Here is an 18,949-nt window from a genome sequence, read left to right on the forward strand (position 1 = left end):
GCCTGTTCATCCGTGGACCGGATTAGTAGTTGAAAGTCTTTACCAGCAACAGATCGCCAATGGCGCGCAGGGGCACGACAAAGGTCTCGCGTTTTTCATCGACGGTGTTTTCGTTGAGCACCAGGTTGATCTGCGAGGTAATCACCTCGTTCTGGTTGCTCGTTTCATCGAAGTTGTAGCCGCCGTCGCCGTAGTTGCCCCAATAGTTCACGTAGACCAGGTAGGTGCCGTGCATCGGCGCGGTCATGGTGAACATTTCGGGACCGGGACCGTCGACCCCGTCCGGGTCGAGGCCGCCGCCGTTGCTCAGGGCCGGCTGGCCAAAGAAGGCATGTTGGCCGTCGGGTGTGACGATATGCAGGTCGAGTTCAGCGTTTGGATCGTCCCAGCCCAGCACCACGCGGATCTGCGCCGGGGTGCGCAAGTTATTGGCTTCGTAGAATTGCACGCGCTTGAGGGACTGGCCTTCGGAGCTGCGCACTTCGACGCTGTTGGAGCCAGCGCCAAAGGCGTATGGCCGGGCGAAACGCCCCTCTTCATCGGTGTAGAGATTCAGCGGGTTGCCGTTGACCGACAGGCTGTGGGGCTGACGCGCCGTGCCCATGTCCTTGATCCGGCCTTCGATCATCGTGCGATTGCGCTGGATGCCGCGGTCTATGGGCGGCGTGGGATAGGCGACCTGGGGGTTTTCCGTGCGATCGAGCAAGCCGCTGTAGCGCCAGCCGCCGACCGGCTCCGACATTTCAGCCGAAGGCCCGGCCCACGCCAGCGGCGCACCGAGCAACACGATCAATAAAGAAAGAAAACGCACGTAAGCCTCCTGCCATGCACGACGCAACCCGACACCCTTCCCGGGGCGCTGTTTGTCATTATTCGGGTTTCGTCTGAAGGCCCCGTTACAAGGGGCCGAAGATGGCGCGAAGAGTAGCCATTTGACAGTTTTTTCACAATCGGGAAACGCGCGATTCTGTGTGGGAAATCACGTATCGAACGTGGCGTGAGCCGAATAGAGAATTTATTCGGCTCACGAAATGAGCCGAATACGGAACCCGACGTCACTTCTGACGAAATCCCGTGGCGAGGGAGCTTGCTCCCGCTGGGCTGCGCAGCAGCCCCAAACCCGCCGGGTTGATCCAGTTTGCGACCGCTGCGCGCTCGAGCGGGAGCAAGCTCCCTCGCCACAAAAGCACTGGACCACAGCCCGCGTTACCCCACCCTGATTTGCCCGAAAACCCCATGTCTGCTAGTGTCGCGCCGGTTTAACAGTCAACCGGAATAGCCGCCATGGCCCGCAAAAAAGCTGCACTGGATTTCGAACAATCTCTGGCCGACCTGCAAACACTGGTCGAACGGCTGGAGAACGGCGAATTGTCGCTGGAAGACTCGCTGACGGCTTTCGAGCAAGGTATCGGCTTGACTCGCGACTGCCAGGCGGCATTGGCCCAGGCCGAGCAGAAGGTGCAATTGTTGCTCGAGCGCGACGGCGAGTTGACCGAAGAACCGTTCGACGCGGAACAGCCTGAATGATCGGCGCGTATCAGGCCAGCAGCCAGGCCCGGGTCAATGCTGCACTGGATACCTTGTTCAGCGCCCCGAGCCCGGAACTGGCGCGGCTGTACGAAGCCATGCGCTACAGCGTGATGAACGGCGGCAAGCGGGTACGTCCGCTGCTGGCCTATGCCGCGTGCGAAGCCCTTGGCGGCGCGGCCGAGCAGGCCAACGGCGCGGCTTGCGCGGTTGAGCTGATTCACGCCTATTCCCTGGTGCATGACGACCTGCCGGCCATGGACGATGACGACCTGCGTCGCGGCCAGCCAACGACTCACAAAAAATTCGACGAAGCCTGCGCGATCCTGGCCGGTGATGGCCTGCAGAGCCTGGCCTTCAGTGCGCTGCTGGACCCGACCCTGAGCGATTGCCCGGCGCAGGTTCGCCTGGACATGGTCAGCGCCCTGGCATTGGCGGCAGGCCCTGCCGGAATGGTCGGAGGCCAAGCCATCGACCTCGGTTCGGTGGGCTTGAAGCTCGATCAGGACGCACTGGAATACATGCACCGGCACAAGACCGGCGCGCTGATCGAAGCCAGCGTCAAGCTCGGCGCCCTGGCCAGCGGCCGGGCCACGCCCGCACAGCTGCAGGCCTTGCAGACCTACGCCCGAGCCATCGGCCTGGCGTTCCAGGTGCAGGACGACATCCTCGACGTCGAAAGCGATACCCAGACCCTGGGCAAGCGCCAAGGCGCCGACATCGCGCGGGACAAGCCAACCTACCCGGCCCTGCTCGGCCTCGATGCCGCCAAGGCCTACGCCCTGGAACTGCGCGACCAGGCCCTGGCCGCGCTGCGACCCTTTGACGCGGCGGCCGAACCGTTGCGCGATCTGGCGCGTTATATCGTCGAACGACGCAGCTGATACACGGTCAACCCATTTAAGTGCGTATCGGCCAAGTTCCGGCCGACGCGTGGGCAGCTTGCGATGCATAAGGTAAACTGCCGCCTCTTTCTATACCTATAACGATTCGCCTGATGCCCACGACGTTCCAAGAGATTCCCCGCAAGCGCCCGACCACGCCCCTGCTGGACCGCGCCAACACGCCGGACGGCCTGCGTCGCCTGGGTGAAGCCGAGCTGGAAACCCTGGCCGATGAGTTGCGCCTGGAACTGCTCTACACGGTCGGCCAGACCGGTGGGCACTTCGGCGCGGGCCTTGGCGTCATCGAGCTGACCATCGCGTTGCATTACGTCTTCGACACCCCGGACGACCGGCTGGTGTGGGACGTCGGGCACCAGGCGTACCCGCATAAAATCCTCACCGGACGTCGCGACCGCATGGGCACGCTGCGCCAGAAGGACGGCATCGCCGCCTTCCCGCGCCGTTCCGAGAGCGAATACGACACCTTCGGCGTTGGCCACTCCAGCACCTCCATCAGCGCCGCCCTGGGCATGGCAATTGCCGCCCGCCTGCAAAACAGCGAGCGCAAGGCGATTGCGGTGATCGGCGACGGCGCACTGACCGCGGGCATGGCTTTCGAGGCGCTGAACCACGCGCCGGAAGTCGACGCCAACATGCTGGTGATCCTCAACGACAACGACATGTCGATCTCGCGCAACGTCGGCGGCTTGTCCAACTACCTGGCGAAGATCCTTTCCAGCCGCACCTACGCGAGCATGCGCGAAGGCAGCAAGAAGGTCCTGTCGCGCCTGCCCGGCGCCTGGGAAATCGCCCGCCGCACCGAAGAATACGCCAAGGGCATGCTGGTGCCCGGCACGCTGTTCGAAGAGCTGGGCTGGAACTACATCGGCCCCATCGACGGCCACGACCTGCCCACGCTGATCGCCACCCTGCGCAACATGCGCGACCTCAAGGGCCCGCAGTTCCTGCACGTGGTCACCAAGAAAGGCAAAGGCTTCGCCCCGGCGGAAGTCGACCCGATCGGCTACCACGCGATCACCAAGCTCGAACCCCTGGACGCTCCGGCGGCCGCACCGAAAAAGGCTGGCGGACCGAAGTATTCCGGCGTGTTCGGCCAATGGCTGTGCGACATGGCCGCCGCCGACCCGCGCCTGGTGGGCATCACGCCGGCAATGAAGGAAGGCTCGGACCTGGTGGCCTTCAGCGAACGCTACCCGCAGCGCTATTTCGACGTGGCGATTGCCGAGCAGCACGCCGTGACCCTCGCCGCCGGCATGGCCTGCGAAGGCGCCAAGCCTGTCGTGGCGATCTACTCGACGTTCCTGCAGCGCGGCTATGACCAGCTCGTCCACGATGTAGCCGTGCAGAACCTCGACGTGCTGTTCGCCATCGACCGCGCCGGGCTGGTGGGCGAAGATGGCCCGACCCATGCCGGGAGCTTCGACTTGTCGTACCTGCGTTGCATCCCCGGCATGCTGGTCATGACGCCGAGCGATGAAAACGAACTGCGCAAGATGCTCACCACCGGCCACCTGTTCACCGGCCCGGCGGCGGTGCGCTACCCGCGCGGCACCGGCCCGAACGCCACGATTGAAAGCGAATTGGAGCCGATCGAGATCGGCAAGGGCGTGATCCGTCGCCAGGGCAAGCAAACGGCCCTGCTGGTGTTTGGCGTGCAACTGGCCGAAGCCTTGAAAGTCGCCGAGACACTCGACGCCACCGTGGTGGACATGCGTTTCGTCAAACCCCTGGACGAAGCCATGGTCCGCGAGATGGCCGCCAGCCACCAACTGCTGGTGACCGTCGAAGAGAACGCCATCATGGGCGGCGCCGGCGCAGCGGTCAGCGAATTCCTGGCGCGGGAAAACATCCTCAAGTCGGTGCTGCACCTTGGGCTGCCGGATATCTATGTCGAACACGCCAAGCCTGCGCAGATGCTGGCCGAATGCGGGCTGGACGAGACTGGGATCGAAGCGGCGGTTCGGCTGCGGTTGCAACTGCTGGGCCTGTAAGTTCAGCCCACACAAGCCCCTGTGGGAGCGAGCTTGCTCGCGATAGCGGAAGATCAGTCAATTAACCCATTGGCTGACAAACCGCTATCGCGAGCAAGCTCGCTCCCACATTGGTTTTGTGTGAATCAAGCATGATTGGAACACCCATGAAACGCCGTCTCGCCCTCACCCTCGCCCTGCTCCCCATCCCCGACCTGCTGGCCGACACCTTCGAACGCGATCAAGCACTGACGCTGCCCGATATCCTGATCAGCGCCAACCGCCAGGTCGAGGCCCGAAATGACAGCAGCGCCGCCAACACGATCTTCACCCGCGACGACATCGAACGCCTGCAACCGGCCAGCGTCACCGACCTGCTCAGCCGCGTGCCGGGTGTGCAGGTTGCGCCACTGGGCGGGCGCGGCAGCCTGCCGGGGATCTACATTCGCGGCACCAAGTCAGCCCAGAGCCTGGTGCTGGTGGATGGCCAGCGCATCGGCAACGCCACCTCCGGCGACAGTAACCTGCAACGCCTGAACATCAACCAGATCGAACGGGTGGAAGTCTTGCGCGGCTCGCGATCGGTCATCTATGGCGCCGATGCCGTGGGCGGGGTCATTCAGATTTTTACCCGACGCGGTACCGAACAAGGCCTGCAACCACGCCTGCACCTGGGTGTTGGCAGCCATCGGACGTGGGAGCGCAGCCTTGGCCTGTCCGGTGGCGACAGGCAGACCCGCTTCAACCTGGGCGCGAGCCTGGACGAAACCGCAGGAGGCAATCGAACCCACGAGTCCTACGCCAGCGACCGCGACGACGACGCGAACCGCAACCAGTCCTTCAGCCTGAGCCTGAGCCATGCGCTCAGCGATGACCTGGAAATCGGCGTGAACCTGCTGGATAACCGCGGCAAGAGCGAATACGACAACCCGTTCGGCCGTTTCGACCCCAACACCTTCGAGTCCCTACCCCAGCAGCCTTATAGCGAATTTGCCGTGAGCAGCTTCAGCACCTACGTGGACGGGCGAATCAACGATGCCTGGCAATCCCGCTTCGAACTGGGCCACAGCGAGAACCGCGAGAACACCTACGACAAGCTCAGCGATGTGCGCGAGACCTTCAATACCTATCGTGATTCGCTGACCTGGCAGAACGATGTGACGCTCGACGAGCGCAACAGCCTGATCGTGGGTGGCGACGGGTATCAGGACCGGGTCAACAGCAGCACACCGTTCGATGAGGACAGTCGCTGGAATCGCGCAGCGTTTATCCAGCACCGCTTCCGGGCCGAAACGTTTTCCACTGAACTGGGCCTGCGTCGCGACCAGAACCAGCAATTCGGCGGCCAGAACAGTTGGAGCGGCACGCTCACCCTGCCGGTCAACCCGGATAACGACGTGTTGCTGACCTACAGCGAAAGCTTCCGCGCGCCGACCTTCAACGACCTGTATTACCCGGACTACAGCAACCCCGACCTGAAATCCGAGACCGCCAGGAGCTACGAACTGCAATGGCGCAGCCAACTGAGCGATCGTGCCAGCGTCGAGGCTTCGCTGTACCGCACCGACCTGGAAGACGCGATCATTTTTGGCCGCGACTCACGTCCGCAGAACGTCGCTTCGGCGCGGATCAACGGCTTCGAGATGGCCTACCGGCAGGAACTGTTTGGCTGGCAGGGCAACCTGGGCCTGGCCATCATCGACCCGCGCGATCGCGACAGTGGCCACACCCTCGCCCGCCGCGCCCGACGGACGCTGAACCTGGACCTGGATCGGCAATTCGATCGCCTGGGCCTCGGCGCCACCTGGCAAGCGGTGAGCAGTAGCTATGACGATGAAAACAACCGCAATGCCTTGGGCGGCTATGCCCTGCTCGGGTTGCGCGGCAGCTGGGCGCTGAGCCGGGAAGTGAAGCTGGAGATGAAGGTGGATAATGTGCTGGACCAAAGTTACAGCCGGGCGCTGTACAGCCATGACGGTGAGCAGCATGGGTATCGGGAGGAAGGTCGGGCCTGGTTGTTTGGGGTGACCTGGACCCCGGCGCTCTGATCCAGAACCTGTAGCGTCTGGACTGGCCTCATCGCGAGCAAGCTCGCTCCCACAGTTGATCTTCAGTGACCACAGGTTTTGTGTTCACAACAAAACCTGTGGGAGCGAGCTTGCTCGCGATTGCAGGCGCCGCGGTCTACCGATCTGGCGCAATCAATTCGCACAACCGCGCAGTCGCCTCGATCATCTGCCCGCTGGGCCGCTCCAGCCCTTTGTCATTGACCAACAGCAACCTCCCCTGCGCCACCGGCCAGGTTTTCCAGGCGTCTAGCTGCGCCTGGTCCGTGGCCAGGATCATCTGCGGTTGGCGCTGCAACACCGACTCCACGCTCACCTGCGGCGCTGGCAGATCGAGGTCGGCAAAAACGTTGTGGGCGCCGCACACGGCCAGCGCATCACTGATGATCTGCCCGCCACCGACGGTGTACAACGGCCGGTCCCAGACCTGATAGAACACCGGCACCAGCATGTCCCGGCGATAGCGTTGTCGCAGCGCCTCAAGACGTGCGCCCAACTGCGCCGCTCGCTGCACGCCCCGTTCCGGACGGCCGAGCTGGGTGGCGATGTCTTGAATTTGTGTAATGAGCTGGTCAAGGCTGTGGGGTTCGGCGACGTAGATCGGAATGCCCAGCGCTTTAAGTTGCGCGCGCTGCCCCGGACCCACGCTGCCCGGCCAGAGCAGGAGCAAATCAGGCTTGAGGCTGAGCAGACGCTCCATGTCCAGCTGGCCGTAACGCCCAACCGAAGGCAGATCCTTCAGGACCGTCGGACGTTCACCGCCATCCAACACGCCCACCAGCAGGTCGGCGGAATCGAGCTCGACAACGATTTCCGAGAGCGAGGGCGCCAGGCTGACCACACGGGTCGCCGCCATCGTCGAGGCGCTGGTGGCCAGCAGCAGGACCGCCAGCCAAAGACGCATCAACCGAGCTGACGCGGGATGCGATACAGGTAGAACAACACGGCGGTGGATAACGCCAGGAGCATCAACGGCACCGCTTCGAGGCCAACGAACACCGCCAGGGCGCCAATCCATGCTGGCAGGCCTGCCACCAGGAAGGCTGCGCGCCGTCGCGCCGCCAGGGTGATCCAGGCTTGGGGTTCTTCAGGTGTATCGAGGGACTTTTGCGTGGCGACCAGGGCGTTTTTATAGCCGCCGAAGAACCGCAGGCTGACAAACATCGACGCCACGCCCGCAATGAACAGCGGCATCGCCAGCACTGGCAGGATAGCCTCGCCCTGGCCGAATACCGCGTTGATCACGAACAGCGGCAGCAAGGCCAGCGCCAGGTACTGCCACCAGCTGACGGCCAGGCGCCGCCGGACTTGGCCGCGCGTCACGCCCGGTCGACCTCGCCCTGGTGCTCGTTGCCCATCATGTGGTCGAGCTTGCTGGCCTTGGTTGCCAGGTAGAGTTTGTTGTGCGGGTTGTGACCGGTGTGCAGCGGCACGCGCTCGGCCACCACGATGCCCATGTCAGTCAACGCCTTGACCTTGCGCGGGTTGTTGGTCATCAACCGCAAGGACTTGATACCCAGGTGCTCGAGCATCGGCAAGCAGATGCTGTAGTCGCGCAAGTCGGCGGCAAAGCCGAGGCGCTCGTTGGCTTCCACCGTGTCCGCACCGCCGTCTTGCAGCTCATAGGCGCGGATCTTGTTCAGCAGGCCAATGCCACGCCCTTCCTGGCGCAAATACAGCAACACGCCACGACCTTCACGGGCGATGGCCTGCAATGCCGCTTCGAGTTGCGAGCCGCAATCGCAGCGCTGGCTGAACAGGGCATCGCCCGTCAGGCATTCGGAGTGCAGGCGGCCGAGTACCGGAGCGCCGTCGGCGAAATCACCCAGGCTCAGCACAACGTGCTCGCGACCGGTGGCTTCATCGAGAAAACCATGCATGGTGAATTGCGCAAAGGGCGTTGGCAGCTTGGAAGCGGCAACAAAAACGACAGGCACCGGTGTGCTCCTGATCTAGTACTGAAGATTCGCAGAGGCGGGCATTGTAACAGCACGATCCGAGGGACGCTTAGGCTGAATTACTGCCTATTAGCATCGAAAAGTTTGATCACGGCTTCGGTGGCTTGCCGCTCTCGTCAAAGGGATAGGGTTGCTTCCAGCGCTCGAAAATCGGTTTCAACTCGCCACTCTTCACCAGCACTTCCATACGGCGGTCGAACAGCGCCCGCAACGTACGGCCGTTTTCGTTATTGGCGAACCCCAGGTACAGCGGCAGATTGATCAGCGGCGAGAGTTTGAATTGCTTGGGATCGTCGGCCTTGGCGAGCACATCCTGGATTTCCATCAACGCATCGATATAAAAATCGGCACGATCATGGGCCAGCATCGGCAAGATACCCACGGCGCGGTGAATTTCATTGAAACGCCGGATGTTGGGCAGGTAGTTGTTGTATTCGTACCCGCGCATCCACACCAGTCGATAATTGCCAATCGTCGCCAGCGTCGGTGACGGCTTGGAGGCCAGCCCCAGGGCATAGATATGATCGACGTCGTAGTGCCAATGCGGGTACAGCAGCCCTTCGGTTTCATCGCGATAGGCGCCGACCTGTGCATCCACCTCCCCACGTTGCACCAACCCGATCGAGCGGGTATAGGGCACGCTGCGGATCTCCAGCTTGACGCCTTCAGGCTCGAACACGGCCCGCAAGATGTCCCAGCCCATGCCCTGGCCATCGGCCTGGGTGTAGTCGGCCCACTCTTCGCTGGCCGCACGGATCTTGCCGGGCAGCGGCCCCGATTCGGCCGCCGGAACACCGAGCAGCGCCCCTAAACACAGCAACAGCAGTAGTGCGCGGCTTACGCCCATGCCTGGTTCCCTCAGGTAAAACACCACACCAACCCTTGCATTGCGAGCCAGGCAAACACCCCGGCCAGGACATCGTCGAGCATGATGCCGACACCCCCGTGTACATGCCTGTCGATCCAGCGGATGGGCCATGGCTTGAGGATATCGAAGAAGCGGAACACCAGGAAACCCGTCAGCAACCAGTACCAGCCTTCCGGCACCAGCCACAAGGTAATCCACATGCCGACCATCTCGTCCCAGACGATACCTTCATGGTCATGCACCCGCAGGTCGTCCGCCACTTTGCCACATAACCAGAAGCCGAACAGCATGGTGATGCCGAGCATCAGCCAGTAGCCCCAGTCCGGCAACAACTGCCACAACGGTATGAAGGGTAGCGCAACCAGCGAGCCCCAGGTGCCCGGTGCTTTAGGCAAAGTACCCGAACCGAAGCCAAAAGCCATGAAATGCCAGGGATTGCGCCACACCGAAGGCGGGACAAACTCTGCCGGAACCTGATTGGGATGATCTGTCACGGTGTCTCCCGAAAATGTTGATAGCCCCGTATTTGTGGGGTGATGTCGCGTCCAAGGCTATCCACCAGCATGACGCCCTGCCCGGCGCTGACCTTGCCGACCACATGGATCGACCGACCTTCGGCCAGAAGCGCCGATAATCGGACCGGCGGCAGGGTAAACAACAACACGTAGTCGTCGCCACCACTCAGTGCCGCCTGTTGGGCGCCCGGCTGGCCGAGCAATGCCACCAGAGCGTTGGACAGCGGCAATCGGTCCCGTTCAACAGTCAGTGCCACATCCGAGGCCTGCGCGATATGCCCGCAATCGGCCAGCAAGCCATCGGAAATATCCATCGCCGCACTGGCCTTGCCCCGCAATGCCAGGCCGAGGTCAATCTGCGGCTGCGGTGACCAGTAATGCGCCAGCAGCGGCCCGGCGACCTCAGGTTCGGCGCTGCGCTGGCCGAGGACCAGCGGCAACGCGCCAGCGGCATTGCCCAGCTCGCCGCCGACACACAACAGGTCGCCCGGCTGCGCGCCGCTTCGGGTCAAGGCCTGCCCGGCCGGCACGCGACCGAACACGGTCATGGTCAGGCTCAACGGTCCGCGGGTGGTGTCACCGCCCACCAGCGCCACGCAGCACGCCTGGGCCATCTGGCTCAAACCGTGGGCGTAGGCTTGCAGCCAATCGGCGGTCACGGTTGGCAGGGTCAGGGCGAGGGTGAAGGCAACAGGGCTGGCGCCCATGGCAGCCAGGTCGCTCACCGCCACAGCCAGCGAGCGCTGGCCGAGCAGGAACGGGTCGCAAGGATCAGGGAAATGCACACCGGCCACGAGCGTGTCGGTGGAAACCGCCAGCTGTTCCCCGGAAGGAACGGCCAGCAAGGCGCAGTCGTCGCCGATCCCCAGCGCAACGCCCTCGCCGCCCTGCGCGCATGGCGCAGCGGCGAAGTAATGGCGGATCAGCTCAAACTCACCCATGGGATTCCAAGCGCTATCAGCGCTTGAACGCCTTCACTTCAGCTTCACGCAGGCGCGGGGCGAGCTTGTCGAGCACACCGTTGACGAACTTGTGGCCGTCGGTGGAACCGAAGACTTTCGCCAGTTCGATCCCTTCGTTGATCACCACGCGATACGGTACGTCGACGCGCTTGAGCAGCTCCCAGGTGGACAGGCGCAGGACCGCCAGTTCAACCGGATCCAGCTCTTCGATGGCCAAGTCCAGGCAAGGCGTCAGCGCCGTGTCGATTTCGGTCTTGAACTGCGGAACCCCGTGGAGGATTTCGCGGAAATACGCGCCGTCGACATCACTGAAATCGTTATCGACCCGGAATTGCGCTTCGATCTCGTTCAGCGATTGCTTGGCCATGTGCCACTGGTACAGGGCCTGGGTCGCGAGCTGACGGGCTTCGCGGCGCTTGACGCTCTTCGAAGGCTTGCCGGCATCCGCGGGTTTTGGATCGCGCGGGTTGAAACGATCGCTTTCGTCGCTAATCACTTGGCCTCCAACTGCGCCAGCAGGCTGACCATTTCCAAGGCGGACAGGGCAGCTTCGGCACCTTTGTTACCGGCCTTGGTGCCGGAACGTTCGATGGCTTGTTCGATGGAATCAACGGTCAGCACGCCGAACGCGACCGGTACGCCGAACTCCATGGACACCTGGGCCAGGCCCTTGGTGCATTCGCCAGCGACGTATTCGAAGTGCGGAGTACCGCCACGAATGACCGCGCCGAGGGCGATGATCGCCGCGTATTCGCCCTTTTGAGCGACTTTCTGCGCAACCAGCGGAATTTCGAAGGCGCCAGGCGCACGGATAATGGTGATGTCGCTTTCGCTCACGCCATGGCGAACCAGGGCATCGACCGCGCCGTCGACCAGGCTCTCAACCACGAAGCTGTTGAAACGGCCAACTACCAGCGCGTAGCGGCCCTTGGGGGCGATGAAGGTACCTTCGATGGTCTTCAGGGTCATTCGTCAGATCTCTTAAAGAGCCGGAGCACGTTCGATACGCGCTCCTCAGTGATATTAGCCACGAATACAGGGCTGTGGATCCCGGACTGCCATTGGCTCGTACATCTGTGGCGAGGGGATTTAGCGAAACGTCGCACCGCCCCGCTGGGCTGCGAAGCGGCCCCTCTTTTTGGGACTGCTTCGCAGTCCAGCGGGGATAAATCCCCTCGCCACAATGATCTAACCAGCCTCAGGAACAATAATGCCGGAATCCGCAGGCCATTATTCGGAGGGCACGTATTCTACAACTTCCAGATCGAAACCGGATATCGCATTAAATTTCATCGGTGCGCTCATCAGGCGCATCTTGCGTACGCCCAGGTCGCGAAGGATCTGCGAACCGGCACCGACGATGCTGTAGGTGGTCGGTTTTTTCACCGGTTGTTGTTCGGTGGTTTCGCGGATATGCGCCAGCAGCACATCGCCATCGAGCGGATGTCCGAGCAGCAGCACCACGCCGCTGCCCGCCTCGGCCACGGCGGCCATGGCGGCGCGCAGGCTCCAGCGGCCGGGTTGCTTGACCATCAGCAAGTCGCGCAGCGGGTCCATGTTGTGCACGCGGACCAGGGTCGGTTCTTCAGCACAGACAGTGCCCAGGGTCAGCGCCATGTGCACGTCGCCTTCCACCGAATCGCGGTAGGTCACCAGGTTGAACTGGCCCAGTTCGCTGTCCAACGGCTGCTCGGCAATCCGCTGAACGGTACGTTCGTGGATCATCCGATAGTGAATCAGGTCGGCGATGGTGCCGATCTTGATGTTGTGCTCGACGGCAAAGGCTTCCAGTTCCGCGCGACGGGACATGGTGCCGTCGTCGTTCATCACTTCGCAGATGACGCCGGCGGGCTCGAAACCGGCCATGCGCGCCAGGTCGCACGCTGCTTCGGTGTGGCCGGCACGGGCCAGGGTGCCGCCGGCCTGGGCCATCAGCGGAAAGATATGGCCCGGGCTGACGATGTCTTCGGCCTTGGCGTCGGCGGCCGCAGCGGCTTGCACGGTGCGCGCGCGGTCAGCGGCGGAGATACCGGTGGTCACGCCCTCGGCGGCCTCGATGGACACGGTGAACTTGGTGCCGAAGCCCGAGCCATTGCGCGGCGCCATCAGCGGCAGCTTCAGCAGTTCGCAGCGCTCGCGGGTCATCGGCATGCAGATCAGGCCACGGGCGTGCTTGGCCATGAAGTTGATGTGTTCGGCCTTGCAGCATTCGGCGGCCATGATCAGGTCGCCTTCGTTCTCGCGGTCTTCGTCATCCATGAGGATGACCATCTTGCCTTGGCGGATGTCTTCAACCAGTTCTTCGATGCTATTGAGCGCCACGCGGCACCCCCTTGGGTCAGGATTTGAGGTAGCCGTTGGCGGCCAGAAAACTTTCAGTGATGTTACCGGCCCGCCGTTGTGAAGGGTCAGACTCTGCGGCCTTGTCGCCCAACAGCAGGCGCTCCAGGTAACGGGCCAGCAGGTCGACTTCCAGGTTGACCCGGCGACCTGGCCGATACGAAGCCATGATGGTTTCGCTCAACGTATGGGGAATGATCGTCAGCATGAACTCGGCGCCATCCACCGCGTTGACCGTCAGGCTGGTGCCGTCGACAGTGATCGAGCCTTTATGGGCGATGTACTTGGCCAGTTCTTTCGGAGCGCGGATACGAAATTCCACGGCACGGGCGTTATCGGTACGCGAGACGACTTCACCGACGCCATCCACATGGCCGCTGACCAGGTGACCGCCCAGGCGGGTGGTTGGTGTAAGGGCTTTTTCCAGGTTGACCGGGCTGCCGCTCTTGAGGTCATTCATGGCGGTGCAGTCGAGGGTTTCGCGGCTGACGTCGGCGAGGAAGCCATTGCCCGGCAGCTCGACGGCCGTCAGGCAGACACCGTTCACGGCGATGCTGTCGCCCAATTTGACGTCGCTCAGGTCGAGCTTGCCGGTTTCGACATGGACCCGCACATCCCCGCCCTTGGGGGTGAGTGCGCGGATGCTGCCGATGGATTCGATGATGCCGGTAAACATGGAGTCCTCCTCGAGAACGGGCCGCCGCTTGAGCGAAAGCCGGGAATTATACGCTCGCCAGCGGAACGGGGATGGCAATGACTCGCCAGTCATCGCCCACGGCGCGAATGTCGATGATTTTCAGCTGGGGCGCGTCTTTCATCTGCGCCAGCGGCCAGTCGAGCAGCGGCCGCGCTGTGGAACCGAGGAACTTGCCGGCGACGAAAATCTGGAATTCGTCCACCAGGCCTTGCCGGGCAAATGCTCCCGCCAGTCGCGGGCCGGCCTCCACCAGCACTTCATTCACGCCTCGGGCCGCCAATTCAACCAACAGCCGTCGCAAATCGACCTGACCGTCGTCACCCGCCACGATCATGCATTCGGGACCGTTGGCGTACTGTTCTTCCACCGCCATGCAGGTAGCGACCAGCGCCGGGCCAGCCTTGAAAAACGCCGCATTCAGCGGCACCCGCAGGCGTCCATCCACGAGCACGCGCAATGGCGGGCGGCTCATGGCCAACGCGGTCTGCTCGGCGTCCAGCCCCAACTCGTCGGCGCGCACGGTCAGCCGGGCGTTGTCCGCCAGCACCGTGTCGGCACCGGTCAGCACGACACTGGCCTGGGCCCGCAGGCGTTGAACCGCCGAACGTGCAGCGGGGCCGGTGATCCACTGGCTCTCGCCGCTTTCCATGGCCGTGCGACCGTCGAGGCTCATGGCGAGCTTGACCCGCACGAACGGCAGGCCGTGCTCCATGCGCTTGAGAAAACCTTCGTTGAGCTTGCGCGCTTCGCCTTCGAGCACGCCGCTTTCGGTGGCGATCCCGGCCTGGGCCAACCGCTGCAGGCCGCGGCCGGCGACTTCGGGATTGGGGTCCTGCATCGCCGCCACCACCCGCGCCACGCCGGCATTGACCAACGCATCGGCACACGGCGGCGTACGGCCATGGTGGCTGCACGGTTCGAGGGTCACATAGGCCGTGGCGCCCCGGGCGTTGTCACCGGCGGCCCGCAGGGCATGGACTTCGGCGTGGGGTTCGCCAGCGCGGATGTGCCAGCCTTCGCCGACCACCTGCCCGTCCCGCACGATTACGCAACCTACCCGAGGATTGGGGTGGGTGGTGTAGTGACCACGTCGCGCCAACTCCAGGGCGCGGGCCATGTAGTGGGCGTCGAGGACGGCTTGTTGCGCCGGGCTGGTCATTCTTTCACCGGCTCGCGGGCCAGGCGGTCGATTTCTTCGCGGAATTCGTTGAGGTCCTGGAAACGTCGATAGACCGAGGCGAAGCGGATGTAGGCCACTTCATCGAGCTTCTGCAGCTCGGCCATCACCAGCTCGCCGACGACGAGGGACTTGACCTCGCGCTCGCCGGTCGCGCGCAGCTTGTGCTTGATGTGCACCAGCGCCGCTTCCAGGCGCTCGACGCTCACCGGGCGTTTTTCCAGGGCGCGCTGCATGCCGGCGCGCAGTTTTTCTTCGTCGAACGGCTGGCGGCTGCCGTCGGTCTTGATCAGGCGCGGCAACACCAGTTCAGCCGTCTCGAACGTCGTGAAACGCTCGCCGCAGGCCAGGCATTCGCGGCGGCGGCGGACTTGTTCGCCTTCGGCGACCAGTCGCGAGTCGATGACTTTGGTGTCGTTGGCACCGCAGAAGGGACAGTGCATGGTGGCAGGCAACAAAAAAAGGGAGGGCCATGGTAGCGCATCCCACTGGCAAGACAAGCCATAGGGTTTACGGTATACAGACGGGCTTATCGCCAGATCCATGGAAATCACCTTGCTGGAGCCACCCATGCCGCTACGATCCATTGTTTTGCTCAGCCTTTTCAGCCTGCTGATGGCGTGCAGCAGCGACGCCCCCAAACCCGCCGCGCCGGCTCCAACGCCCGCGCCAAAACAGGCCCAGGAGAAGGCCCGCCAGGCTGCGGAGCTGGGACCGCTGCCGGCGTATCAGCGCGAGTTGAGCGGCACCTTGCAAGGCGTGCCGGCCGGGGCTGAAGTGGAACTGGCGCTGCTGGTGATCGATGACAAGGATCGCCCGCAGCAACTGCTCGCCAGTTCCAGCCTGATCGGCACCAATCAGGCCCTGCCGTTCCACCTGCGCTTCAACCCCGAGGCGTTCCCCGTTGGCGCCCGCGTGGAATTGCGCGGCCGGGCCAGCCAGTCGGGCCAGTTGATCCTGCACCTGCCGGAGCAACGCATCAGCCAACCGACCACCCAGGCGCTGGGCGTCCTGCAGTTCGTCAAAGCGCCATGAGGGCACCGCAGGACCTGCAACAAGCGCTGGGCGAGTTGCTTGGCGATGCGCGCCTGGTGGCCTGTCCGCTACCGGGCACAGACTTGAAGTTGTGGCTGATTGACGGCGACAACATGGACCGCGCCTTCAGCCCGGAGGAAACCCGGCGCATCCTCCACGAACCGCCCTACTGGAGTTTTTGCTGGGCCAGCGGCCTGGCGATGGCGCGCTACCTGGCCGAACAGCCACAGTGGGTCGAAGGCAAGCGGGTGCTGGATTTCGGTGCCGGCTCCGGCGTGGCGGGCATCGCAGCGATCAAGGCCGGCGCGCTGGAAGTGGTGGCCTGCGACCTGGATCCGCTGGCGATTGCCGCGTGCCAGGCGAATGCCGAACTCAACGGCGTTGAGCTGGGTTATTCGAGGGATTTTTTCGCCGAGGCTGATCGCTTTGATCTGATCCTGGTCGCCGACGTGCTCTACGACCGGGCCAACCTGCCGTTGCTCGATGAATTCCTCAGCCGGGGTCGCGAGGCGTTGGTGGCCGACTCCCGGGTGCGGGATTTCCAGCATCCGCTGTACCGGCGCATCGGAATGCTGGAGGCCATGACCTTGCCAGACCTGGCCGAGCCGGAGGAGTTTCGGCATGTGAGCCTGTACCACGCTCGGCGCTGACTCATAGAAGCATCGCGAGCAAGCTCGCTCCCACAGGGCCCGCATGAACACTTGAAATTCCTGTGGGAGCGAGCTTGCTCGCGATAAGGCCCTGCCAATCAATACACTTCTCACTGCCACCCCGCTTTCAGCCCCCCCCCACCAAGCCGTATAGTTGCCCCATTCAAGCGTTCTACGAGATTTCCCATGACCCAAGACACGCCTTACATCTTTGACGCCACCACGGCCGATTTCGACCAGTCGGTGATCGCCAACTCTTTCCACAAACCGGTGCTGGTGGATTTCTGGGCCGAGTGGTGCGCGCCATGCAAGGCGTTGATGCCCATGTTGCAAGGCATCGCCGAGAGCTATCGGGGCGAACTGCTGCTGGCCAAGGTCAACTGCGACATCGAGCAGGACATCGTTGCCCGCTTCGGCATTCGCAGCCTGCCGACCGTGGTGCTGTTCAAGGACGGCCAGCCGGTCGACGGCTTTGCCGGGGCCCAGCCGGAATCCGCGGTGCGGGCCATGCTCGAACCCCATGTGCAGATGCCGCCGCCAGCCGCCGCCGATCCGCTCGAACAGGCCCAGGCGCTGTTTGACGAAGGCCGCTTCGCCGACGCCGAAGCCGTGCTCACGGTGCTGCTGGGTGAAGACAACACCAACGCCAAGGCGCTGATTCTCTATGCCCGCTGCCTGACCGAGCGCGGTGAACTGGGCGAGGCACAAACAGTCCTCGACGCGGTGAAAAGCGACGAGCACAAGGCTGCACTGGCCGGTGCCAAGGCGCAAATTCAGTTCCTCGGCCTGGCCAAGGATCTACCGGACGCCGCCGAGCTCAAGGCGCGCCTGGCGCAAAATCCGCAGGACGATGAGGCGGTGTATCAACTGGCGATCCAGCAACTGGCGCGCCAACAGTACGAAGCGGCCCTCGATGCCCTGCTCAAGCTGTTCGTGCGTAACCGCAGCTACAGCGAAGGCCTGCCGCACAAGACCTTGCTGCAAGTGTTCGAACTGCTGGGCAACGACCATCCGCTGGTGACGACCTATCGGCGCAAGCTGTTCGCCGCGCTTTACTGACGCCCACCGTAGGAGCTGCCGAGCGAAGCGAGGCTGCGATCTTTACCCCTGACGCTTGAGTCTCAAGCGAAAGATCAAAAGATCGCAGCCTTCGGCAGCTCCTACGCAGTTTCGTGCCAGCTGTAGAGCGGTGTGTCGCCGCCGCTGATGACTTTTACATCCGGGCTGTGGCGCAAGCGCACCAACAAGCGCTTGCCTGACGAGGCGCTGCCGGTCAGGCCTTCGAGTTGTTCCAGCAGGTCCGGACCGCTCAGTTGGCCGGCCTTGCGCAGCAGTTCCTTGGCGATCTGCCATTGGGCGTCATCTTGATTCGCCGGTTTGGCCGCAGGCGCCACTGCACTCTCGGACTTGGCCACTTGCAACTGCGCGCCGAGCTGCGCCCAGTCACCCTCATCCATCTCGATCGTCAAGTCCACCGGCCACTCGCCGACGGTTCCGCGTATCCGCAACATTACCGTGCTCCCGAAGATTTCATGTTCGCATGCTCCCATGGGCCTTGCGCGACGCCAAGCAGACGGTCAAACTCTGCGCACTTTCGTTATAAGATTACATAACCTTTTCGGAGACTCGTCATGCGTCGTCTGCTTCTCGCTTTGCCGTTCGCCCTGCTGCCATTGGCCGTCGCTCACGCCGCGGTGGAGCATGACCATGACCACGAACACGGCAGCCTCGGCGCCCATGAACACGGCGTCGCTCGACTGAACGCCGCCCTGGACGGCCAGACCCTGGAATTGGAACTGGAAAGCCCGGCGATGAACCTGGTGGGTTTCGAACACGCCGCCACCAGCGATGCCGACAAGGCCAAGGTCGCCGCCGTGCGCGCGCAATTGGAAAAACCACTGGCGCTGTTCACCCTGCCAGCCGCCGCCAAATGCACCGTGGCCCAGCAGGAACTGGAAAGCCCGTTGTTCGGTGATGAACCGGACCATGAAGACCATGACGAAGACGCCGATGGCGACGAACACCATGGCGAACACAGCGAGATCCACGCCCACTACCAATTCACTTGCGCCGCCCCTGGCGCCTTGAAGAACCTGGACTTGGCGACGCTGTTCAAAACCTTCCCGGCCACCCAGAAAATTCAGGTACAACTGATCAGCCCGAGCGGCCAGCAAGGCGTGGAAGTGACGGCCAAGGCGCCAGCGTTGAAATTCTGACTCACCGAAAACCTCATGTGGGAGCGGGCTTGCTCGCGAATGCGCCGGCACATTTAACAGTGA

Annotated in this window: 22 protein-coding genes; 8 read left to right on the forward strand and 14 right to left on the reverse strand. The window is 63.1% G+C overall.

Annotated features, from left to right (window positions below; genetic code table 11):
- Window positions 1-22 precede the first annotated feature (22 nt).
- Window positions 23-811 (reverse strand): YfaP family protein, encoded by a 789-nt coding sequence (locus tag KSS97_RS25755; RefSeq protein WP_030140447.1) that lies wholly within the window; start codon window positions 809-811, stop codon window positions 23-25.
- Window positions 812-1,284: 473 nt separating this feature from the next.
- Here KSS97_RS25755 and KSS97_RS25760 point away from each other — a divergent pair, with 473 nt between their 5' ends.
- The 4 genes from KSS97_RS25760 (at window position 1,285) to KSS97_RS25775 (ending at window position 6,450) form a co-directional block, all read left to right on the forward strand.
- On the forward strand, window positions 1,285-1,527 hold the full coding sequence (locus KSS97_RS25760) for an exodeoxyribonuclease VII small subunit (protein WP_003185917.1): 243 nt from the start codon (window positions 1,285-1,287) through the stop codon (window positions 1,525-1,527).
- Window positions 1,524-2,411: a (2E,6E)-farnesyl diphosphate synthase gene (ispA, locus tag KSS97_RS25765; protein WP_198796674.1), complete on the forward strand. Its 888-nt coding sequence runs from the start codon at window positions 1,524-1,526 to the stop codon at window positions 2,409-2,411. Before KSS97_RS25760 ends, ispA begins: the two co-directional genes overlap by 4 nt.
- Window positions 2,412-2,524: 113 nt before the next feature.
- The gene (gene dxs / locus KSS97_RS25770) at window positions 2,525-4,423 is read left to right on the forward strand and encodes a 1-deoxy-D-xylulose-5-phosphate synthase (RefSeq protein ID WP_217860442.1); all 1,899 of its coding nucleotides are present in this window, start codon (window positions 2,525-2,527) and stop codon (window positions 4,421-4,423) included.
- Window positions 4,424-4,569: 146 nt separating this feature from the next.
- On the forward strand, window positions 4,570-6,450 hold the full coding sequence (locus tag KSS97_RS25775) for a TonB-dependent receptor domain-containing protein (protein WP_217860443.1): 1,881 nt from the start codon (window positions 4,570-4,572) through the stop codon (window positions 6,448-6,450).
- A 136-nt stretch (window positions 6,451-6,586) separates the two neighbouring features.
- Here KSS97_RS25775 and KSS97_RS25780 read toward each other — a convergent pair whose 3' ends face one another.
- From KSS97_RS25780 to nrdR, 12 genes are all read right to left on the reverse strand, one after another.
- Complete coding sequence (locus KSS97_RS25780; RefSeq protein ID WP_198796673.1) at window positions 6,587-7,372, reverse strand: cobalamin-binding protein; 786 nt, start codon at window positions 7,370-7,372, stop codon at window positions 6,587-6,589.
- A complete protein-coding gene (locus KSS97_RS25785; protein WP_198796672.1) occupies window positions 7,372-7,791 on the reverse strand; it encodes an MFS transporter in 420 nt (139 codons plus the stop codon). The genes KSS97_RS25780 and KSS97_RS25785 overlap by 1 nt, the downstream gene beginning before the upstream one ends.
- Window positions 7,788-8,405: a GTP cyclohydrolase II gene (gene ribA / locus KSS97_RS25790; RefSeq protein WP_030140454.1), complete on the reverse strand. Its 618-nt coding sequence runs from the start codon at window positions 8,403-8,405 to the stop codon at window positions 7,788-7,790. The genes KSS97_RS25785 and ribA overlap by 4 nt, the downstream gene beginning before the upstream one ends.
- Before the next feature lie 109 nt (window positions 8,406-8,514).
- Window positions 8,515-9,273: a substrate-binding periplasmic protein gene (locus KSS97_RS25795; protein ID WP_217860444.1), complete on the reverse strand. Its 759-nt coding sequence runs from the start codon at window positions 9,271-9,273 to the stop codon at window positions 8,515-8,517.
- Between the two features lie 11 nt (window positions 9,274-9,284).
- Window positions 9,285-9,788 carry a phosphatidylglycerophosphatase A family protein gene (locus KSS97_RS25800; protein ID WP_217860445.1) on the reverse strand — a complete coding sequence of 168 codons (504 nt, stop codon included), beginning with the start codon at window positions 9,786-9,788 and terminating at the stop codon, window positions 9,285-9,287.
- A complete protein-coding gene (gene thiL, locus KSS97_RS25805; protein ID WP_217860446.1) occupies window positions 9,785-10,750 on the reverse strand; it encodes a thiamine-phosphate kinase in 966 nt (321 codons plus the stop codon). The genes KSS97_RS25800 and thiL overlap by 4 nt, the downstream gene beginning before the upstream one ends.
- A 16-nt stretch (window positions 10,751-10,766) precedes the next feature.
- Entirely contained in the window at window positions 10,767-11,267 is a 501-nt protein-coding gene (gene nusB, locus KSS97_RS25810; protein ID WP_198796669.1) for a transcription antitermination factor NusB, read from the reverse strand.
- Window positions 11,264-11,740 carry a 6,7-dimethyl-8-ribityllumazine synthase gene (gene ribH / locus KSS97_RS25815; RefSeq protein WP_030140459.1) on the reverse strand — a complete coding sequence of 159 codons (477 nt, stop codon included), beginning with the start codon at window positions 11,738-11,740 and terminating at the stop codon, window positions 11,264-11,266. Before ribH ends, nusB begins: the two co-directional genes overlap by 4 nt.
- Window positions 11,741-12,001: 261 nt before the next feature.
- Window positions 12,002-13,093: a bifunctional 3,4-dihydroxy-2-butanone-4-phosphate synthase/GTP cyclohydrolase II gene (gene ribBA, locus KSS97_RS25820; RefSeq protein WP_030140460.1), complete on the reverse strand. Its 1,092-nt coding sequence runs from the start codon at window positions 13,091-13,093 to the stop codon at window positions 12,002-12,004.
- 16 nt (window positions 13,094-13,109) lie between these two features.
- Complete coding sequence (locus tag KSS97_RS25825; protein WP_217860447.1) at window positions 13,110-13,787, reverse strand: riboflavin synthase; 678 nt, start codon at window positions 13,785-13,787, stop codon at window positions 13,110-13,112.
- A 46-nt stretch (window positions 13,788-13,833) separates the two neighbouring features.
- Entirely contained in the window at window positions 13,834-14,967 is a 1,134-nt protein-coding gene (gene ribD, locus KSS97_RS25830) for a bifunctional diaminohydroxyphosphoribosylaminopyrimidine deaminase/5-amino-6-(5-phosphoribosylamino)uracil reductase RibD (protein WP_030140462.1), read from the reverse strand.
- Window positions 14,964-15,428 (reverse strand): transcriptional regulator NrdR, encoded by a 465-nt coding sequence (gene nrdR, locus KSS97_RS25835; RefSeq protein ID WP_013694316.1) that lies wholly within the window; start codon window positions 15,426-15,428, stop codon window positions 14,964-14,966. Before nrdR ends, ribD begins: the two co-directional genes overlap by 4 nt.
- Window positions 15,429-15,555: 127 nt before the next feature.
- Here nrdR and KSS97_RS25840 point away from each other — a divergent pair, with 127 nt between their 5' ends.
- The 3 genes from KSS97_RS25840 (at window position 15,556) to trxA (ending at window position 17,729) form a co-directional block, all read left to right on the forward strand.
- Window positions 15,556-16,020 (forward strand): YbaY family lipoprotein, encoded by a 465-nt coding sequence (locus KSS97_RS25840; RefSeq protein ID WP_030140463.1) that lies wholly within the window; start codon window positions 15,556-15,558, stop codon window positions 16,018-16,020.
- Entirely contained in the window at window positions 16,017-16,670 is a 654-nt protein-coding gene (locus tag KSS97_RS25845; RefSeq protein WP_217860448.1) for a class I SAM-dependent methyltransferase, read from the forward strand. Before KSS97_RS25840 ends, KSS97_RS25845 begins: the two co-directional genes overlap by 4 nt.
- A gap of 186 nt (window positions 16,671-16,856) precedes the next feature.
- A complete protein-coding gene (trxA, locus tag KSS97_RS25850; protein WP_030140465.1) occupies window positions 16,857-17,729 on the forward strand; it encodes a thioredoxin in 873 nt (290 codons plus the stop codon).
- Window positions 17,730-17,830: 101 nt separating this feature from the next.
- Here trxA and KSS97_RS25855 read toward each other — a convergent pair whose 3' ends face one another.
- Window positions 17,831-18,181 carry a hypothetical protein gene (locus tag KSS97_RS25855; protein ID WP_030140466.1) on the reverse strand — a complete coding sequence of 117 codons (351 nt, stop codon included), beginning with the start codon at window positions 18,179-18,181 and terminating at the stop codon, window positions 17,831-17,833.
- A gap of 120 nt (window positions 18,182-18,301) precedes the next feature.
- Between KSS97_RS25855 and KSS97_RS25860 the strand changes: the two genes are divergently transcribed.
- Window positions 18,302-18,886 (forward strand): DUF2796 domain-containing protein, encoded by a 585-nt coding sequence (locus KSS97_RS25860; protein WP_217860449.1) that lies wholly within the window; start codon window positions 18,302-18,304, stop codon window positions 18,884-18,886.
- The last annotated feature ends 63 nt before the right edge of the window (window positions 18,887-18,949 follow it).

Source organism: Pseudomonas alvandae (genome assembly GCF_019141525.1).
Lineage (GTDB): Bacteria > Pseudomonadota > Gammaproteobacteria > Pseudomonadales > Pseudomonadaceae > Aquipseudomonas > Aquipseudomonas alvandae.

What these genes read in the sequence shown, in the direction of transcription:
- KSS97_RS25760 (WP_003185917.1), top strand. Translation starts at nt 1,285, where the DNA reads ATGGCCCGCAAAAAAGCTGCACTGGATTTCGAACAATCTCTGGCCGAC.
- ispA (WP_198796674.1), top strand. Translation starts at nt 1,524, where the DNA reads ATGATCGGCGCGTATCAGGCCAGCAGCCAGGCCCGGGTCAATGCTGCA.
- dxs (WP_217860442.1), top strand. Translation starts at nt 2,525, where the DNA reads ATGCCCACGACGTTCCAAGAGATTCCCCGCAAGCGCCCGACCACGCCC.
- KSS97_RS25775 (WP_217860443.1), top strand. Translation starts at nt 4,570, where the DNA reads ATGAAACGCCGTCTCGCCCTCACCCTCGCCCTGCTCCCCATCCCCGAC.
- KSS97_RS25780 (WP_198796673.1), bottom strand. Translation starts at nt 7,372, where the DNA reads ATGCGTCTTTGGCTGGCGGTCCTGCTGCTGGCCACCAGCGCCTCGACG.
- KSS97_RS25795 (WP_217860444.1), bottom strand. Translation starts at nt 9,273, where the DNA reads ATGGGCGTAAGCCGCGCACTACTGCTGTTGCTGTGTTTAGGGGCGCTG.
- thiL (WP_217860446.1), bottom strand. Translation starts at nt 10,750, where the DNA reads ATGGGTGAGTTTGAGCTGATCCGCCATTACTTCGCCGCTGCGCCATGC.
- ribH (WP_030140459.1), bottom strand. Translation starts at nt 11,740, where the DNA reads ATGACCCTGAAGACCATCGAAGGTACCTTCATCGCCCCCAAGGGCCGC.
- KSS97_RS25825 (WP_217860447.1), bottom strand. Translation starts at nt 13,787, where the DNA reads ATGTTTACCGGCATCATCGAATCCATCGGCAGCATCCGCGCACTCACC.
- ribD (WP_030140462.1), bottom strand. Translation starts at nt 14,967, where the DNA reads ATGACCAGCCCGGCGCAACAAGCCGTCCTCGACGCCCACTACATGGCC.
- nrdR (WP_013694316.1), bottom strand. Translation starts at nt 15,428, where the DNA reads ATGCACTGTCCCTTCTGCGGTGCCAACGACACCAAAGTCATCGACTCG.
- KSS97_RS25840 (WP_030140463.1), top strand. Translation starts at nt 15,556, where the DNA reads ATGCCGCTACGATCCATTGTTTTGCTCAGCCTTTTCAGCCTGCTGATG.
- KSS97_RS25845 (WP_217860448.1), top strand. Translation starts at nt 16,017, where the DNA reads ATGAGGGCACCGCAGGACCTGCAACAAGCGCTGGGCGAGTTGCTTGGC.
- trxA (WP_030140465.1), top strand. Translation starts at nt 16,857, where the DNA reads ATGACCCAAGACACGCCTTACATCTTTGACGCCACCACGGCCGATTTC.
- KSS97_RS25855 (WP_030140466.1), bottom strand. Translation starts at nt 18,181, where the DNA reads ATGTTGCGGATACGCGGAACCGTCGGCGAGTGGCCGGTGGACTTGACG.
- KSS97_RS25860 (WP_217860449.1), top strand. Translation starts at nt 18,302, where the DNA reads ATGCGTCGTCTGCTTCTCGCTTTGCCGTTCGCCCTGCTGCCATTGGCC.